The organism is Buttiauxella sp. B2 (genome assembly GCF_006376615.1).
Classification (GTDB): domain Bacteria; phylum Pseudomonadota; class Gammaproteobacteria; order Enterobacterales; family Enterobacteriaceae; genus Buttiauxella.
In genome coordinates this window covers 231,172-247,354 of record NZ_VEXQ01000004.1, presented here as the reverse complement: position 1 = coordinate 247,354, position 16,183 = coordinate 231,172, and the positions used below count along the sequence as shown (strand labels likewise).

Annotated in this window: 9 protein-coding genes; 1 reads left to right on the top strand and 8 read right to left on the bottom strand. The window is 51.9% G+C overall.

Going from position 1 to position 16,183, the window contains the following annotated elements; translation table 11 throughout:
- Positions 1 to 10: 10 nt before the first annotated feature.
- Positions 11 to 943 (top strand): sugar kinase, encoded by a 933-nt coding sequence (locus FH968_RS07680; protein WP_139878552.1) that lies wholly within the window; start codon positions 11 to 13, stop codon positions 941 to 943.
- 60 nt (positions 944 to 1,003) lie between these two features.
- Here FH968_RS07680 and FH968_RS07675 read toward each other — a convergent pair whose 3' ends face one another.
- The 8 genes from FH968_RS07675 to bcsA all read right to left on the bottom strand — a co-directional run bounded on the left by FH968_RS07675 (position 1,004) and on the right by bcsA (position 16,176).
- Positions 1,004 to 2,488: a pitrilysin family protein gene (locus FH968_RS07675; protein WP_139878551.1), complete on the bottom strand. Its 1,485-nt coding sequence runs from the start codon at positions 2,486 to 2,488 to the stop codon at positions 1,004 to 1,006.
- 217 nt (positions 2,489 to 2,705) lie between these two features.
- Positions 2,706 to 3,992 (bottom strand): dicarboxylate/amino acid:cation symporter, encoded by a 1,287-nt coding sequence (locus FH968_RS07670; RefSeq protein WP_139878550.1) that lies wholly within the window; start codon positions 3,990 to 3,992, stop codon positions 2,706 to 2,708.
- Between the two features lie 175 nt (positions 3,993 to 4,167).
- Positions 4,168 to 6,162, bottom strand: coding sequence for a biofilm formation regulator HmsP (gene hmsP, locus FH968_RS07665; RefSeq protein ID WP_139878549.1), 1,995 nt, complete (start codon positions 6,160 to 6,162; stop codon positions 4,168 to 4,170).
- A gap of 170 nt (positions 6,163 to 6,332) precedes the next feature.
- Positions 6,333 to 7,328, bottom strand: coding sequence for a glycosyl hydrolase family 8 (locus tag FH968_RS07660; protein ID WP_139878548.1), 996 nt, complete (start codon positions 7,326 to 7,328; stop codon positions 6,333 to 6,335).
- 9 nt (positions 7,329 to 7,337) lie between these two features.
- On the bottom strand, positions 7,338 to 7,805 hold the full coding sequence (gene bcsD, locus FH968_RS07655; protein WP_139878547.1) for a cellulose biosynthesis protein BcsD: 468 nt from the start codon (positions 7,803 to 7,805) through the stop codon (positions 7,338 to 7,340).
- A 2-nt stretch (positions 7,806 to 7,807) separates the two neighbouring features.
- Positions 7,808 to 11,653, bottom strand: coding sequence for a cellulose biosynthesis protein BcsC (locus FH968_RS07650; protein ID WP_139878546.1), 3,846 nt, complete (start codon positions 11,651 to 11,653; stop codon positions 7,808 to 7,810).
- A gap of 12 nt (positions 11,654 to 11,665) precedes the next feature.
- Entirely contained in the window at positions 11,666 to 14,059 is a 2,394-nt protein-coding gene (bcsB, locus tag FH968_RS07645; RefSeq protein ID WP_139878545.1) for a cellulose biosynthesis cyclic di-GMP-binding regulatory protein BcsB, read from the bottom strand.
- A complete protein-coding gene (gene bcsA, locus FH968_RS07640; RefSeq protein WP_139878544.1) occupies positions 14,056 to 16,176 on the bottom strand; it encodes a UDP-forming cellulose synthase catalytic subunit in 2,121 nt (706 codons plus the stop codon). Before bcsA ends, bcsB begins: the two co-directional genes overlap by 4 nt.
- Positions 16,177 to 16,183 lie beyond the last annotated feature (7 nt).

The following is a 16,183-nucleotide window of genomic DNA, read 5'->3' as shown; positions in this document are numbered from 1 at the left end:
GTCTACTGCTATGCCAACGCGTAAAATCGCCGTCATCGGTGAATGTATGATTGAACTGTCGCAAAAAGGTGCGGAAGTTAGCCGCGGCTTTGGTGGCGATACCCTTAACACCTCCGTTTACATCGCACGCCAGGTTGATGCTACCGACCTTGAAGTCCATTACGTTACCGCATTGGGTGAAGATAACTTCAGCCAACAAATGCTGGATGCCTGGCAGCAAGAAAACGTGCATACCGAGCTAACACAACGTCTGGAGCACCGTTTGCCAGGCCTGTATTACATCGAAACCGACTCTACCGGCGAGCGCACCTTCTACTACTGGCGCAACGAAGCCGCCGCCCGCTTCTGGCTGGAGAGCGACCAGGCACAGGCTATTTGTGCAGAACTGGCACAGTTCGACTACCTGTACCTGAGCGGTATCAGCCTGGCTATCCTCAACGCGGCAAGCCGTGAAAAACTGATGGCATTGCTGGCTCAGTGCCGTGCTAACGGTTGCAAGGTTATCTTCGATAACAACTACCGTCCGCGCCTGTGGGCAAGCCGTGAAGAGACCCAACGGGTATATATGCAAATGCTGGCCTGCACAGACATCGCGTTCCTGACGCTGGATGACGAAGATTTGTTGTGGGGCGAGAAACCGGTAGAAGAAGTGATTCACCGTACTCAGGCTGCTGGCGTGCGCGAAGTAGTCATCAAGCGTGGCGCAGATTCCTGCCTGGTCGCAATTCAGGGTGAATCAATGATAGAAGTGCCTGCGGTTAAATTGCCGAAAGAAAAAGTCATCGATACCACTGCGGCCGGTGACTCTTTCAGCGCGGGCTATCTGGCTGTGCGTTTGACTGGCGGCAGTGCGCAAGATGCGGCAAAACGCGGGCATTTGACCGCGAGCACCGTGATTCAGTACCGTGGTGCTATCATTCCAAAAGAAGCAATGCCAAAGTAATTCAGAGTCTAATTCGACTCATAAAAAAGGCGCCTTTCGGCGCTTTTTTAGTTTTTGCTATTACTGCGCCGGGGGAATATCCGACACATCCTGCTTAGGCTCATCCGTTAACGGAAGCGCCTTAGAGGGCACCATTACTTTGTCCCACGTCGCTTGCAGATCCTTCATGTTGTATTCAGGCTCACCTTTCGGTTGCAACAACACTAACGCCATCTCTTGCGAGAGTTGTTGGCGCAAATCCTGGTTCATCATGTTCAGTGTCAGGCTGTTCAGGAAATCCTGACGCAGTTTCTGATACTGTTCAGGGGCAATGTCCACAACCTGGTTTTGCAGCGAGCGCATACGCTGGCTAATCAACACATCGGTATCGGTGCGGGCGTAAGTGGTAAACAACTTGGTTAGTTCATTTTTTTTCTGCGCAATTAATGCATCAAACTCTTCCTGCGACAGCCCTTTATCACGCACGCTAAGCAACTCTTTGCCTACGCTCGTCAAATTAGCGTTCAGCTTGTTGTTCGGTGATTCCAGGTTGATGCCACATTGCGCGCGCTGATAGAGCACGCGGCAATCAAAGCTCAGGTTCAGATCCTGGATATTCTGTTTGCTAAGTTTCTGCTGCACATGCCAGAACAACGCCTCACGGGCGAGGTCTGCACGCCAGTAACGCAATAACATAGAAGATTCACGAATCGGCTGCCAGGCGTTGTCCCACATCAGTGAGAGGCGGTCCTGACGCACGCTGCTGGTCATCAAACTGACCGCTTCGTGTTTGAGCGGAGAAAGCGTGGCAACCGGTGCAGGCGTTTCACGCTTGCCGGTCAAAGTGCCAAATGTTTTATTGATTTGGTCAGCAACACTGCGGCTGTCGACATTACCCACCACAATCAACGTCATGGCATCAGGGGTATACCATTTCTGGTGGAACGCTTTGAGTTGTTCGACATCTACCGGCTGCTTGAGGTTTTCTGCCGGGTCATGACCTAATAGCGGGGAACCTTTCAGGCGATAGCGCCACCAGTCGTCTTTGGTGTCCATCGGCCATGTTGCAACCATATCCTGAGCTTGCAGCGCAAGATTCACCGTTTCTGGGTTAATCGCGAGTTTACCGCTGCTGTCGGAAAGATAAGTTAGCGCTTCTTTGAGCAGATCATTACGGTTGTTAGGCAGGCTGAGATTAAACAGTGTGAAGTCATAAGAGACTATCGCCGGTGGCAGCGGACGCTTCGGGTCCACACTTTGCTGCCATAAGGAACGAACCTGTACCGGTTGTAAACTACCGCTTTGTGTTAGCGCAAGGCGAGGGACAAAGTGGCTATAACCGCTCTGCTGGGTCGTCTCAGTCAATGAACCGGTATTGACCAGCAGACGAATTTCTATACGATCGCTAGGGCGCTGAGGCGTGGCCAGGACTTGCCATTGGAAGCCATTGGCCAAGGTACCTTGCTGCCAGGCTGGGTCGGGCTGTAGTGCTTCTGCCTGCACATTACTGGCGGCGGCGACCAACAGCAATCCGCCAGCTAAGAGTCGAATTTTGGTGCCCTGCATGTTAACCCCTGGAAAACAATCCTGATTAAAAAGTGTAATGGCGACATAACATTACGCGATAAAGCCACCAAAGGTGACGTTTCACCACTCCGTTTGACCGCATGTTAGCGGAAACGTCACTTTATAAATTCAAAAAATGCCAAAAAAAATGGCTCAAGGGTTAATTATGCGCAGTAGCCCACAGCGAGGGCAAGTCGCTGCGGGCAATTGAGGGGGATTAAGAAGATAGTTCGCTCACTTTTTTCGCGGAATTGGGATTATCGAGGGTTTCTTTAAGCTGTTTTTCGTCCAGTTGCTTAACCCATTTCGCTACAACGACTGTCGCAACACCATTACCCACCAGGTTTGTCAGCGCACGCGCTTCCGACATAAAGCGGTCAATACCCAGTATTAACGCAAGGCCTGCCACCGGCAAATGCCCTACAGCGGAGATAGTCGCCGCCAGCACGATAAAACCACTACCAGTCACACCCGCAGCACCTTTAGAGGACAGTAACAACACCACCAGCAGCGTGATTTGGTGGAAAATATCCATGTGGCTGTTAGTCGCCTGCGCGATAAACACCGCCGCCATAGTCAGATAAATAGACGTGCCATCAAGGTTAAACGAGTAGCCAGTCGGAATAACCAGCCCCACAACTGATTTACGGCAGCCGAGTTTTTCCATTTTATCGAGCATTCTTGGCAGCGCAGATTCAGATGAAGATGTGCCCAGAACAATCAGCAGTTCTTCTTTGATATAACGGATAAATTTGAAAATGCTGAAACCTGTCACTCGGGCGATAGAACCCAATACCAGCACCACGAACAGGATACAGGTGATGTAGAAACAGATAATCAATTGGCCGAGCTGCACCAACGATCCGACGCCATATTTACCGATAGTAAACGCCATGGCACCAAAAGCACCGATTGGCGCGAGGCGCATGATCATATTGATGATGCCGAAAATGACCTGCGAGAAGCTCTCAATGACATTGAAAATCAGTTGGCCTTTGTGGCCGAGACGGTGCAGAGCAAAACCGAAGAGAACCGCAAACATCAACACCTGCAGGATATTGCCGCTAGCAAACGCGCCAATCACGCTGCCAGGAATCACATCCAGTAAGAATGCAACCACGCCCTGTTGTTGCGCCTGATCGGCATACATCGCCACGGCTTTAGCATCGAGCGTTGACGGGTCGACATTCATACCTGCACCTGGTTGCAGCACGTTTACCACGACCAGGCCGATAATCAATGCGATGGTGCTGACGACTTCGAAGTAAAGCAAAGCCACCGCACCAGTGCGACCAACGGCTTTCATGCTTTCCATACCAGCAATGCCCGTCACAACCGTACAGAAAATAACCGGTGCGATAATCATTTTAATCAATTTAACGAACGCATCGCCGAGCGGTTTCATCTGCGCGCCTATTTCCGGGTAAAAATGTCCCAGCAAGATGCCGACAGCAATTGCAGTGAGGACCTGGAAGTAGAGGCTTTTGAAAAGAGAGAGTTTCATAGGGTGTCCTTGAAAGGTAGATATTCCACAGTGCCGCCTGAATGGCCATCGGCCTGCGGCACCAAAAATAACACCCTCAAAAACACCCAAAAGTGACATAACGCGTATTTGTAGGCAAAATTGTTAAATAATTGAACTGACTCGCGCCAGCCGAATAACATTTGCAACAAATAGTTTACTGTTGAGTGGTAGACAAATACTGCGTATCAAACTCTTTTAGAGTCAGAGCCATGGAGAAAAGATAACCCTGGGCGATGGTCACGCCTTCATTCAACAACCAGTTGCACTGCTCCTGATTCTCGACCCCTTCAGCCACCACTTTCAGGCCAAGTGTCTTAGCCATACCGATAATCACCCCCGCCATCGCATGGTCTTCCGGTAAGCTTTCCACAAAGCTTTTATCGAGTTTCAGCGCATCAACCGGTAGCGCCTTCAAATGATGCAGATGACGTAAGCTGGAGTACCCCATACCAAAGTCATCCAGCGCGATCCTGACTCCGGCTTTACGCAACGGACGCAAAACGCTGACCGCTTTTTTCGGATCGTCAATGCGATAGCTTTCCGTGACTTCCAGAATCAGTAAGCCCGGTTGAATACGATAACGTGACAGTAATTCCAGCAATGATGAACCCATTGCCTCATGCAGAAGTTGCTGTGCGGAGACATTCACTGACAACGGCATAGTGATACCCTGGCTTTGCCAACCTGCCAGCACACGACACGCTTCCTCCAGTACCCAGTTACCAATCGTGAACATCAGCCCGCAATCTTCAATGCGCGCAATCAGGCCTTCGGGTAATGTCCAACTGCCATCAGGTTGCTGCATACGCAGTAAAACTTCCGCGCTCACAACTTCTTTAGTACGCATATTGACCTGCGGTTGAAGCCAAATCGAAAACTGCTGGTTGTCCAAAGCCGTCAGTAAATCATGCTCCTGCGTCAGATGGCGTTGCGCAATTTCCATCTGTTCAGGGTCGAAAAATTGAATCTGATTTTTGCCATGGCGACGGGCAGAAAATGCCGCAGATACCGCACGACGATACAACTGTTCTGCAGTCAAACCGCCGTGGTACATCGCAATACCGATGCTCGCCGTCGGCTTGAGCGAAATAGATTGAATCGGGAGTTTTTCGTTAAGTGTCGCAATTATTTGTTTTGCCAGCGCCATGGCATGCCAGGCGTCCTGAATGCCGTGCGCAATAACCCCGAAATCATTCCCACTAAGCTGAGCCAGCACCATATTCGGTGGTAGAACACTTTTAATCTTTTCGACCAACGTCAGTAGCAGCATGTCTCGCTGCTCCTCGTTAAGCACACCCGCAGCATCTTGCAAGGTTTCACTGGCAATCACGAACAACGCACTTTTCTTATCGTCCGCCGTGAGTTGCTCAAGCAATGCCAGCAACAAGGTTTTATTTGGCAGTTCGGTAAGCGCGTTCCGGGTGCTCATCGCGCTCATTTCATTTTGCAGGCGCTGCGACATTTGTTGGTTGCGGTTATAGCTGCGCACCAGCATGCCAATCTCGTCATCTTGATGGAGAGGAGGTAGCGTGAGTTGGTGACTCGCCGCATCGTGCGGATTCAAGCTGTCGAGCTCACGGGCGATTTTGCGCAGCGGATGAACAATCAAACGGTTAATCGACCAGCTAATCGCCACCGACAAAATCAGTGCCAGCAGCAAGTATGTGGTCAGCAACGTCGAAATCGTGCTGATGATGAACTTGTACATCCGCCAGGAGTCCGCTTGCAGTACCAGATAGGCCAACGGCTGAGGGTTGGCCGGGCGCTCCAGTGAATACAGCGGTAAGGAAATTTGGACGGGAAGCTCAAACAGGCGAGCAATCCACATCGGTATAGGGCGCTCTGGCGCAAAGCTCTGGCGTAACGCCTGAAATTGATTGGGTAAAACGACATCAGCCCGGCTGATAATCCCGGAAGGTTGTATTTGATTGAGGATTGACTCAGCCTGGGGAATATCCGCTTTCAGGATGGCTGCAGACAGCGGAATACGTACCGAATGGGCGATCTTCTCCATTTGGCTGGCTGTGTCGTAGCGGCTTTGCTGCACAAAATGAAAAAGCTGCACCACGATAAAAATGAAAATAAACAATACGGAAACGGCTGACACCATCGCCATTTGTTTAATCGTTAATGAACGACTGACTCGCAAACTTACTCTCCGCAATTACCGTGACTATCCAGAAGTATTCTGGTGCAGGCTGATTATACTGCATTGTGGTGAGTTTTAGGCGTCGAGGCTTGTTAATGGGGGAAATCTGTAGCCCATTCCCTCTCCTGATGGAGAGGGAATGTGAGAGGACTATCGGCTGCAACAAAAAATCACCTCACCGACAACGCCACCAGCATTTTCAAACTCGCCGAATAGTAGTCTTCCTGCGCAGTAATTTGTGGTTGCGCTAAGTTCGCGGGTTGCAGAATTAAATCCCGAACCGCCAGTAATCCGCCGGCCATCATGTACGACGCGGTGTTACCAGTTGTGACGTTCACCCAGGCAGGTGTTTTGTCACGGGCAAAGCGCCCCCACCAGGCTTTATAGACTGCAAGCTCCGGGCTGCTGTGGTTAAACCAATACACGTAAAGTGGAACGCGAATCGCATCGTAGCTAAAGCGCGCAGGCCACTGCGTAGCCGGAACGGTTCGCCCATCGGAATATAGAGAAACCCAGTCGGAAGGGAGTTGCGGGTCGCCAAAATGCATTTTCCCCAGCAATTTTTGCCCATCGTTAATCAATTCTTGCCACACCATTAAATGGCTGCGATTAGCAAAATCCTGCCAGGCCGGGAAGATAAAATAGGAAGGATTGAGATTTACATAGCTGTTGCGATTAAAACCATTAGCACCAGGCAACATCACCTGATAGCCCGCAAAACGGACAACGTTATGCGCCACCAGCGCCTTAGTAATCGCGTCTGACTCGTTGAGATATTCCTGGCTCTGCCACTTGTTCCCGGCTTTTAACAACGCCCACGCGATAAACGTATCCCCGTCGGCAGCGTTATTTTTATCGGTGATGGGTTGCGCTTCGACCGGGTTATATCGCCAGTAGAATAGGCCGTTTTCGGGGTTTTTCAGGGTTTTTCGCGTCCAGTTCCACATCTTATCGAAACTGGCGCGATCGTCGTTGACCACTGCCATCATCATGGCAAAGCCCTGGCCTTCGGTGTGGCTGACGTTTTTATTACCGGTGTCGATGATTCGACCATCAGGCATTAAAAACCGTGATTTATAGCTATCCCACGCACTATCAGCCAGCGCTTGCTGACTGATGACCAAGGCTAACACCGCCACTATCAGCGTTTTGCATCGCTGCCACATCGAAGCACCTCATCGACTATTTTGATATCGAAAGTGTACCACTGTTGCTGACTCAGAAGATTCACGCCACAGCGACACATGCGGTTTTCCGCCCTGATCGCGTAACCAACGGGCGTATACTCCTTCCAGAACCGCGCTGAACGCATTATTCCAGGAAGCCTGCTGCGCTTCTTCAGCGGGAGCAGGTAAGGCCATGTGGCGAATCAGCATTGCCGTTTCGCTGGCCTCGATATCAATATAGCCCCAGTTGAAACGGGCAAGCTGAACATTTATCTGTGCTTCGAGTTCACCCACTGTTCGCGCTAATGCTAATGGGTTACGCCCCGCCAACGTATCACCCATTTGTATCAGAAACGGGCGGCTTTCCGCTTCGCCCGCATTTTGCACCATGCTATCAATCATGATGTGGAGCAGAGAGAACCAACCCGATTGTGTCTGCTGGTTTTGAAAGTATTGCAAAAGCTGCGCGTCATTCATGATTAATTATTCCCAAGCAAGTAACGGAAGTAGAGCTGGGCGGTACTTTCGTTGTAATCACCAAAGGTGTCGTAACCGACCTGACCACCAATCGTCATATCTTTGTTAACTTTGTAATCGGCTGCGGCACGCAGGTTATAACCCATGCCATTTTGGCTACTGCCGCTGTACCAGGCTTCTTTCGCAAAGCCGCGGGAGACGTAATCTTCAAGCTGCGACTGCAAACCCGAATCGCCAGGGAAGTACGGGCTCTCGTCCTGGGTATAAGACTGATAACCCAACGACGCGCCAACCGACATTTTCCAGTTATCAAATTGCTGTGTGTAATCCACCGGGAAGGAGACGCTGATATAATCCTGCGGACTGAAATAGCCACCTTGCCCGTAGCTGAAGTAGCTAAGGTTTTTCGAGAAGTTCATGTAACTCATGCTGATGCCGGTTTTCAGCTCGCGGTCGTCAAAGTGGTATGGGCGCAGATAAACACCCGCTGAACCGTTGACGTTGTTGTTGCTCGGCACGTTTTCGCCCAAGTAGTTATACAACCCGAATCCAGCATAAAAACCAGCATCGCCATTATCGTAACTTAGCTGCGCACTACCGCCGTTCCTGGTTACCTGTCCCCATTTCTTGCCGCTGAATTTATCTTCCACACCCACATAAGAAAGCAGGCTATCGACAACAGCACGACGCTCACCTGTCAGAATTAATTTCAGGTAATCGGTTAGCTGTGGCGACCACTGCACACCACCGACTACGGTATTCAAATCCTGACCCAGCGGCGTGGAACCGACATCCACTTTGTACTGTTCACCCGTAAGCGCCATGCCGAGTTCGACACCCGTTGCACTTTGCGAGCCCTGAGAAGGTACGGTGATTTTGTCGATATTTGGCAGTTCTGGCGGCGTAGTGGTTGAAGCGTTATACAGCTCCTCGCCGACCTGCCCCTGAATCAACGCGCCAGTACCAAATCGACGGCTGGATTCGTCAGAAGCGCTTCCCGCATTAAGACTAATTGGCGTGACGTTAAGATCTAAACGAGAGTCGCCAAACGGCACCGTTGACCACTGCAACGGCGATTTAATTTCGGTAAGTTTGCTCAGCCCGCTTTCGCCATCACGCCCGCGCACCGCCACAGCACCTTGCGCCCAGGTCGCCGTTTTTTCGGTTAGCTGCTCCATCATGTTATCCACCTGACGCAGCGTGCCTGCTTGCACAGTTTCGACAGGCAAATCTGTACGCGTGGTGCCTGGAGGTGCCGTTTGTGGATTACGCGCCAGCTGCGCGACTTGCCATGGCATCGCTTCGCCATACAGCGAGTTTGATGCGGTTTGCGGGGCGACGGAGGTTTTCGGCGTAAACGGGTTATCCGCCAATGCCAGACCGCCTATCGTTGGTGCGATGCCGCCGCCAGTTCCTTGCAGGCCAAGCAGTTTACCGCGAGCGGTGCGCAAATAACTCATCGCCTGCTGGTGATTGCCATCGGCTTGCGCTACACGAGCCAATAACAGCAAACGATCCGGTGTTTCATCGTTACGCAATCCGGCAGTCAGTTGTTTCGCTTTATCCACGTTTCCGCTGGCGAGCGCCACATCAATGGCACCGGCACGCGCATCCTGCTGCGGTGTGTCACGCGTCATCAGGTAGTCGTAAACCACGCCTGCTTCTTTGTTCATTTTACCGGACTGATACAAACGAGCCATGGCAAACATCAGGTCGGTGTTTTGCGGGTCGCTTTGCATCGCGCGGATCAGTTTGTCATACGCCGCTGCGTAATTTCCCTGCGTACGCAATTGATCGACTTCGTTGATCACGTAGCCGTTGCGCATACTGGCAAGTTGGGTGGCAGTGCTGCGCGTCTGCAATTCTGGGTTGGCAAGAAACGCCTGCGCTTCATTGCCAAGCCCGGCCTGATTAAGTACCGCAATTTGGTCGCCATAATCACCTGCATTGCCCTGTACACCACGGCGCATATTGTCGCGCACAATCGTCACCGCAGTGCTGACATCACCGGTTTGCGCCAGCATTTTTGCCAGTTTTCCCGCATCTGCCGGGCTTTGCGGTGGACGCATTGCCAACGCTTTTAATGTGTTAGCCGCAGCAACAGTATCACCCTGCGCCAGATAGCGTTCGGCGACCGACATTTGCAGGTTGTAGTTCACACGCGCCGCAAGCGCACGCGTCTCGCTATTTTGGCTGGACGCTGGAATGCGCGAAAGCAAGGTTTGTGATTGCTGCCAGGCATTGTTTTCGCTGGCAAACAGTGCACCGGCATACAGTTCGGTATTCGACGCGTTAGGCCGGAAAGACGCGGCCATTACGTTACTCGCTTGCGCACTGTTCCCCTGCTTTTGTAGCTGCCGTGCTAAATCGAGGCGCAACCATGGGTCGGAAGGATAGCGCGCCACACCTTGCTGCAAAATCGCGATAGCACGCTGAGGATCGCCATTTTCCGCTGCCTGCTGTGCTTGTCGCCGCACAGGGTCGGCTGGATTTCCACCTGAAACACGCGGCTGTAGCTTCGCCTGCAAATTAGCTGGCAGAGTTTGCAGCATCGCCTGCGCTTCAGCCGTTTTGTTCTGCTCGCGCAACACGTAGTAAAGGTTTTCACGCGCAGAACCGTTATTAGGTTGTTCGTTCAGAATGCCGCGCAAAGTCTGTTCTGCGGCGGCGTAATCTTTATTGTGCCGCTGCACATCGGCACGGAATAATTTCGCCGCTGTACCGCGTTCGCCACTTTGCTGCGCCAGAGGCGCACTAAGCGCCAGTGCCTGGCTAATATTGCCCTGCTTGAATGCGGCCTGTGCGCTCGCCAGTTGGCCATAAAACTCGGCGTCATCGGCTTGCTGTTTGCGTTCATCAGACTGGTTACCGCCAAGATTTGCCGCACGGTTCAGGTACTCTGCCGCTGCGGTGTAATCGCCCTTACGCTGCGCGATATAGCCCATTCCGGCAAGTGCATCGGCATCTTGCGGGTTGGTTTGCAGCACTTGTTCAAACTGGTTTTTTGCCGCATCCGTATTGCCACTGTTAAGAGCGGTAAACCCTGCACCTTTAGCCGTACCACCAATACTTTTACGATAGTAATCTTGTACCGCGGTATCTTTTGGGTGGCGCTGGAGGAAGGTTTGATAATACGGTTCGTCGCTTGCTGTTGGGCCAAGCCACAGCAGCGCCTGACGCAACGCTTTATCGGCATCCTGGTTGCCGCTAGCCATATTTTGCAGGATGTCCATACCTTCACGACGAGTGCCTTCCTGATACGTCAGCACTTTACCCAGCGCAACGCGACCACCGTTATCCTGTGGATTTTGCGCAGTGTACTGGCGTAAACCTTCCACGGCTTGTGGATACAGCGATTTATCGCCTGCCATTGTCAGATAGTATTCCGGCGCAAGGCTTGGCGGCGGCTGGTCACCATTAAACAAACTGCGCCAGGTCGCGAGCGCCGCGGGGATATTGCCGCTTCGGGCCTGCTGGCGCGCCAAATCCAACTGCCCGCGGGGAATCTGCTGAATTTGTTTCGCGTTATCCAGCGCCTGCAAATTGTTATCTTGTGGCGAGACCGCCGCAAGTCGCTCACGCCACTGCGCAGCACCTTTAATATCCCCGGCTTGCTGCGCCCACAGCGCCATCAAGTACAACGCCTGGGTGTTATTGGCGTCCACCATCAGTACTTTTTGCAGCGCTTCTTTCGCCAGATCGTCATGCGACTTTTCGTGCCAGTAATTAGCCTGATCAAACAACGCTTTTAACGCCGGATTGTTATCTGCCGCCGTCGCGCCGAACGTCAGGCCGCCAAAGAAGCACAGAGTTAACAAACGGCGGGCGGTTTTATTTTTATGGTTCATTGAGCACCACCTTTACTTACCATCATCCTGAGGATTAAGACGTTTACGTGCGCGTTTTTTCAGTAAGGCATACAAACTCAGGCCAATTACTGTGGCGAACAACAAACCTAAAATAGCTAACAAGGCAGAGTGCTGGTTGGCATACCAGACCACCATCATGTACCAGGGCATTTGGCCGCTTGGGAACTGTTGGCCGACGCGGAAACTCCGCACGCCGTTTTCATCAGTAATGATTGCCGCATCGCCACGAATACCGGCGTTAATGCGCGCCAAACTTAAGTCCGTTTGAAGCCTTGAGAGCTGCTCATCCGAACTGCCAATGGCCAGCACCACCACACGTGACGGATTCCATTGCGAGCGGAAGCTGACAAACCCACGCCACGCTTCGTTAGACGAGAAGTAACGGTCAGCAGCAGTCCCTTTCGAGCCCCAGTCGCCCTCTATCCAATTCTGAATTTTTTCCCAGATTGAACGCTCACGAACCCCGAACGAATGCTCGTTACTGGTAAACGGGGATTGAGCCAGTAGAGCCCGGTTAAATGCATTTTGATTAATGGTCGAAACAGCTAGCACGTGGCTTTGTTCAAGACGTTGCAGGTTGGCACCGCCCGTTGGCAAACCAAACATCACCGAGTTGTTATTCAAAGAGGTGCCGGTCGCATTACCCGAACGTGCCGCCATATTCAGCAGAGTGCTGATTTCCGCATCTCCTGGGTTTTCCGGCAGCAGCAGAATGGTATGTGCAAAGTCCGCGAAACGTGAGAACGGGAACGATGCACCCACGAAATAAGACAGGTTCGGCAACAGCGAGAAGTGGCGCGTTTTGCTCAAATCAATGGTGGAGTTTTCGTCGATACGGCTCTTGATGTTGTTATTAAGCAGCACGCTACACGGTGCCGATTCTTTGGTTTCGATGTTGAAATACAGTGACAGTTGGTTGTCGCCATAAATCATGTAAGGCTCCAGCGCGAGGTTGTAACTTTCCTGGCGCGCATCGCCACCTAATTTCCGCCATAGCGTTTCCAGAGCGCCCTGCTTGTTCACCGGCAGGTTGTTCAGGAAGGTGCCGTTGAGGGTCAATGAAAGATAGGAGTGCTCTTCGTCTATCCAGTTTTCCGTCGGGAAGCGATAGCCAATCTTTACCGGGATCGTGTCACCATCCCACAGGAACAAATCGGGAGCCGCACGGAAAACAACACTTAACGGCGCGTGCCAGATCCCGGTTGCGGTCAGACTTTGGTCTTGACGCATCAGTTCGGATAAACGCACCGGGCGTTCAGTCGAAATCCAGCGTGGAGCGTCGTAAGCCTTACTCGCGGGGATTGTCTGATTTTCTACCGCAGTACTGGCGGTTTGACCGGCAAATTTGCCCTGAGTTAAACGCCACGCCGCCGCTCGCAATTGCTGGTCTGAATTTCCGACCACCAACAGCAATTTATAAACCGGGTTGCCTGGGTTATCGATGATTTGCAGCATCGGCTTTTGCGTTTGTGGCAGAGTAAGCCCGCCAATTTGATCACCTGGTTTGCCAAACAGAATGCCGTTTTTTTCCGGCAATTTGTCATGCAACGCATTAAACGAGATACCGCGATAATCCGCCTCAATACCTAACCAGGACGCGACCAATGCCGCAGCGCTCACCTGTTCTGGCAGCGTTTTCGCCGGGAAGGCAAACGCCACAGAAGCGGGGGTCATCTGCATCGAGTCAAAGAATGGCCGCGGGAAATGGCTGAGATCAGCGCCTATATTGAGCTGCTGCCCTTCCAGATCCAACCGGGTGTCCGGCATGATAGTGACCTGGTATTTATCAGACAGATCACGCAGGCACAGCAGCGCGTCGCCATCGTTAATTTTAAAGCTGATGTTGTTGCTCGACACCACCATTGCCGCCGGGATTTCCAGCTGGTAGTTCGAGATATCGCTGTCGGCGGAACCCAACGGAACCGTCCCCAACGGTTGGCCGTTCATCATCAGTTGCAATGTCGTATTTCGGGCCGCCATTGCCGGAGAAACTTTCAGATTCAGCAGTAGTTGCGCGTTGGTGATGACCTGATCACCTGGCAACGTAAAATCAATCCCCGCCTGCAACTGCCCGCCACTGAGCATAATGCCGTGCGGCTGGCCCATTTGCGCCACAGTGATACTGCTGACGTTCCCTGGTGTGAATACCGATGGTGATACCGGAGCGGGCTCTGGCGTCTGAACAGGGGCTGGAGTCTCGTCGGGCACCGGCGCGGTTTCTGGTGCTGGCATCGACTCTTGCGACGCTGCGGCTTCTTGCCCCGGAGCCGGTAAATCTATTGGCAGCAGCGACTCCACTGTCGTCGGCTCCTCAGCCATCACCGGTGAAGCTAAAACCGTTAACGCGAGCAATAACTGACAAACTTTAAACGTCATCCGTTTCATGCAACGTTGTCCTCACTGACACTTTCCATACGCTTTGCTTCTTCCTTACGCAAACGACGGTTTTCACGGCGCGACTGGAATGTCAGCCAGAACAAATCGAATACACAGCGAATGATGATAAGTATTGAACGGAACGGGTTATCTTGTGGCTTCGGTGGGTGAATCCAGGCATCGGCACGCGCCAGTACTACACGCACCAGTTCACGGCGGCGGTCCAGTGGAATCTCTTCAAACATCAGGCGAATGGCCTGTTCGTCACTGGCAATAACTTGCACCGGAATGCTGATAGAGCCGGATTTTAATTGCAGTTCGATTTCTTCAATTTCATCGGTGAGATGTCGGTCATCCGGCACCGCAATTCGGCAACCGCCCATTGATAAATCGAGCGTATTGCTGCGTGATGAAATACCACTGGCATAGTGAATGACCACAGGAACATCGACATCAATACGGATGGTTTTACGCGTCTGACGAGTTTCACGGGCTACCGCAATTGCCGCCAGCAAGAACACCAGGCTGTATAACCCCCAACCGACGTTCAACGCGATAACGTTAGGGTCGACACCAAAGTAGTCATGCGCACAAGCACGCACAATCCCGGCAATCACCGCCACTGCCAGCAACACCGCGATAATCACGTGAGGACGCACCACGCTGAAATCGAAGTAGCCCACATTCAGCAATGCACCTTTGTCCGTTACGTTGAACTTGCCGCGTTTTGGGAACAGCATCGTAATAAACGTCGGTAAAACCAGGTGGAACGCCAGCACCATATCGTATATCTCGCCCCAGAAACTGTAGCGATAACGCCCGTTCATTCTTGAGTTCAGGTAAATAGTGAGCAGCAAATGCGGCAGCGCATAAGCAAAAATCAGGCTCGCCGAGGAGTGAATGATATTCAGGTTGAAGAGCAAATACGCCAGCGGGGCGGTGAGGAACGCGATTCGCGGCAAAGCAAACTGGAAATAGAGCATCGCGCTGAGATAACACAAGCGTTGCTGCCACTTCAGGCCACGGCCAAAAAGCGGATTATCCATGCGGAATATTTGGGTCATACCGCGCGCCCAGCGAGTACGCTGAATCACGTGTAGTACCAGGCGCTCAGTCGCCAATCCTGCTGCCAGCGGGATATCCAGGAATGCAGATTTCCAGCCAAGGCGCTGCATTTTCAGCGCGGTATGCGCATCCTCAGTCACGGTTTCTACAGCAAAGCCGCCGATTTCTTCAAGTGCGCTACGACGAATCACGGCACAAGAACCGCAGAAAAACGTCGCGTTCCAGTTATCGTTACCCTGCTGGAGTGGGCCGTAGAACAACGAACCTTCGTTAGGGATATTGCGCCCAGCCGATAAGTTACGCTCAAAAGGATCCGGCGAATAGAAGTAGTGTGGGGTTTGTAACAACGCCAGTTTCGGGTCTTTCAGGAATGCACCCACGGTCGCTTGCAGGAAAATACGCGTGGCAACATGGTCACAGTCAAAGACGCAAATCAGCTCACCTTTGGTGAGTTTCATGGCGTGGTTGAGGTTACCGGCTTTGGCATGTGAGTTATCATTTCGCGTGATATATCCGACACCTACGTCCGCCGCAAATACAGCAAACTCGCGCCGCTTACCGTCATCAAGCAGGTAGATTTTGATTTTATCACGCGGATAGTCGATACATTGCGCGGCGAGTACGGTATCGCGAACCACATCGAGGCTTTCGTTGTAGCTGGGAATATAAACATCCACCGTTGGCCAGGTTGAGGTATCGTCCGGCAACGGCACAATTCCCCTTTTCAACGGGAAAGCGGTTTGCAGATAACTCAGTAATAAAATAACCCAGATATACAGTTCAGCTAAAAACAACCCTACGCCAAGAATGGCTTCTATTTCAGAATTAAAGTGCAGGGTTTGCGTCGCGCGAAAATAAATATAACGAGTGGACATCAATACTGATACCACCATCATGATAATCGACACGCTGTGCTTTTTGCTAAAACCAAGAGCAAACAGAATAGCGAGGCTAATAAAGCCAAAGATATACTGCTTCTGGCTATCCATTGGCGTAATAATGATAAGCACCGCTATTGGCGCTAAGACCAATAGCAGTAAACAAAACAGGACCTTTTTCATAGGACAT